Source organism: Wolbachia endosymbiont of Drosophila barbarae (assembly GCF_044752445.1).
Lineage (GTDB): Bacteria > Pseudomonadota > Alphaproteobacteria > Rickettsiales > Anaplasmataceae > Wolbachia > Wolbachia pipientis.
This window is the reverse complement of the sequence record NZ_JBIXJM010000216.1, coordinates 1-2538: the sequence shown is the minus strand read 5'-3', so window position 1 is coordinate 2538 and position 2538 is coordinate 1. Positions and strand designations below refer to the sequence as shown.

At 35.3% G+C, this 2538-nt stretch carries 2 protein-coding genes; both read left to right on the top strand.

Features of this window, described 5'->3' with window-relative positions:
* Nucleotides 1–2206, top strand: a 2206-nt coding sequence (locus ACIPNH_RS04940; RefSeq protein WP_400772036.1) for a peptidase M2, incomplete at its 5' end; no start/stop codon positions are given.
* Nucleotides 2207–2223: 17 nt separating this feature from the next.
* On the top strand, nucleotides 2224–2379 hold the full coding sequence (locus ACIPNH_RS04935) for a hypothetical protein (protein ID WP_153296799.1): 156 nt from the start codon (nucleotides 2224–2226) through the stop codon (nucleotides 2377–2379).
* Nucleotides 2380–2538: the final 159 nt, after the last annotated feature.

Sequence of the window (2538 nt, the reverse complement as noted above, 5' to 3'; positions counted from 1 at the left end):
ATCAAAATATGATACAGAAGTTAAGAATCAGGTAGATGAATTTGATAATTTGAATAAAGAACGTGGTGAAATGTATCAAAAATATCATAAAGAAGAGATTACTATTGAAGAGTTACGTAATGAGGAAAATACAAAATACGGACCAGCATTTTTAAAGTTTGATCAACTAAAAAACAAAGCCGTTGATGAAATTGAAAATAATTCCCAAGCAGCAAAAATATTAGATGGGCTGGTCAATATCGATTCAAACTTAATCAGAGGTACTCACATTAATCTACAAGAAGGTAAGATTTTTTCTATGCAAGCTCATGGTCAAGGAGATATGGGTGCACTGTCTATATATGACGGAAATACAAAGCTTGGAGAATTATTGAGCGAATCAGGATTTTTTAAGCAAGTTGAAGGCCAAACTAAAGAAACTTTCGTTTTTGAGGATATATTGCACAACTTAAATGTTTCATACGAAGGCGGTGCTTACATGGCAGTTACAAAAGAAAATGGTCATTATAAAGCTTCCCTAATAGATGGCAGAACAGTTAAACGCGATGAATACTTTGATGAAGCGCATTTACATGAAAATGAATTGTTGCATCCTAGCACTGGACACATCCAAAAAGATTTAGATTCTCTGCTTCTTAGAGGTACCAAAATTTTGAATCATCAGGATTCAGAACATGCACAATATTCTGATGAGCAAAAGGCAAATGGAGTAATCGTGGAAAAAGGAAAATTACTGGATAATAAGGGAACAGATAGGACAGACGATGATGTATATGAAGCTGTCGTAAAGCAAGGAGACGAGCGCTTACATGAATTTAAAAATATGGGCTTTTATATTACCGAGAAAGGTGATCTATTTATTCATGACCATGGAGCAAATGTAAGGTTTCAACTACCACAAAGTATTACTCATCTAAAATTAGTGGAAAAAGATGGAGCATATAAGCTTGTTCCGGTGACGAAAGATGGGAATGAACATCCAGTAGGTATGCCAAATATATCAGACGAATATAGATATATAGATCCAATATTTGCACATGAATATGAAAAGAGAGATTATTCCCATAAACATGTAAATGTGGGCCTTATAAACTTAGAGAAATATGGCTCTGGCAAACTTTTTGCTATAAAGCACGACCCAAATGATTACCACATACAAAGAAACTCTAGCGGTGAAATAGTTAGAATAAAAGATCAAACATATTTCACTAAAGTAAAATTGTTTGATGGCGACGAAGAAATTGGAATGTTATCTAATAACTTCCATAACTTCAAAGGTAAAATATTCTTTTCTGCTGACTACAACTACAGTTATAACGATTTCCTAGCATCTGTTTCTCCTCAAGTTGAAATTGAGGATATGGGAAATGGAAGTAAAAAAATAACTTTCGATCAAGGTAGTGGTGATATCGGTGATACTAATAGAGGCTACACGGACTATCAGAAAATATTCACAAAAGAGAAACAAACCGAAAGTCCAAAAGGGCAAGTAAGTGAAACTAAGACAGAAGTTCATAGTACTACTAATGTTGTTGCACAAGCTGCTGAAGAGAAAACTGCATCAAACGACAATAGTGAAATGCAGTCTGATCAGCCACAAATTCCAACAAGGGCAAAAAGGTCAGCTTCAGTGGAGGAGAAAGAGCAAGAACAGGTAGTATTAAAAGACACAATTCTCAAAATAGAAAAGAGCTACGAGCAGGACTCAGAAGGGAAGCATAAGGCAAATGTAACGATAAATTATAATGATGTGAAAGCCTTGTATGATAGAGCGGAAGGAGCAGAAAAGCAATCTGTGTTAGATTTTTGGAACAAACTGCACACATCAGATTATAAGGTTGGTGCTTTGCCGGAAGACAAATACTATTTTGAAAAAGGCAAATTCGTAATCCACGATAGTGGCACAAAGAAGCTTATAGTGTTACCTGAAGATAAGGTGTCCATCAAGATAATGAAGGATGGTGATAGTTATAGTTTAGCTATATCAAGTGGTAATGGCAAAGTAATAAACAGCATTAGTAAAATAGATAATCCAAATTACGAATTGCTGTCAGATTCAAGTCATTTCAATTCAGGGGAGCAAGATAATATTGTATTATCAGATCAACATCACGAATATAATCTTTATCTAGAGAATGGTTTTGTGAAAATGTTCGATTGCGCAAGCGATCACATTTATCACAACCACAACTCGGCCTATATCTAATACATACAAGGAGGGCAGTGCCCTCTTCTTGTCATTCCAGTGTCAAGCACTGCCGTCTTGGATGGAAACCAGCGTCACGCCCTGGAATGACAGGGTTTGTCATCCGAGTAGCCCCTTCGGTGTCATCCCAGTGCCCAGACACTGGGATGGCTTTGTTGCATCGCTACTTATGAAAGGCTAACTATAATTAGGATTATAAGCAACCTATTGAAAATCTTGTTTTTTTGCAATCAATCTGATCAAATTTAAGAATAGTAATTTATTATTTATATTAATAAATTTAATTCTATTGAAAATAGCTAAAGCATTGAAATTCTTGAATTTTAGCCGGA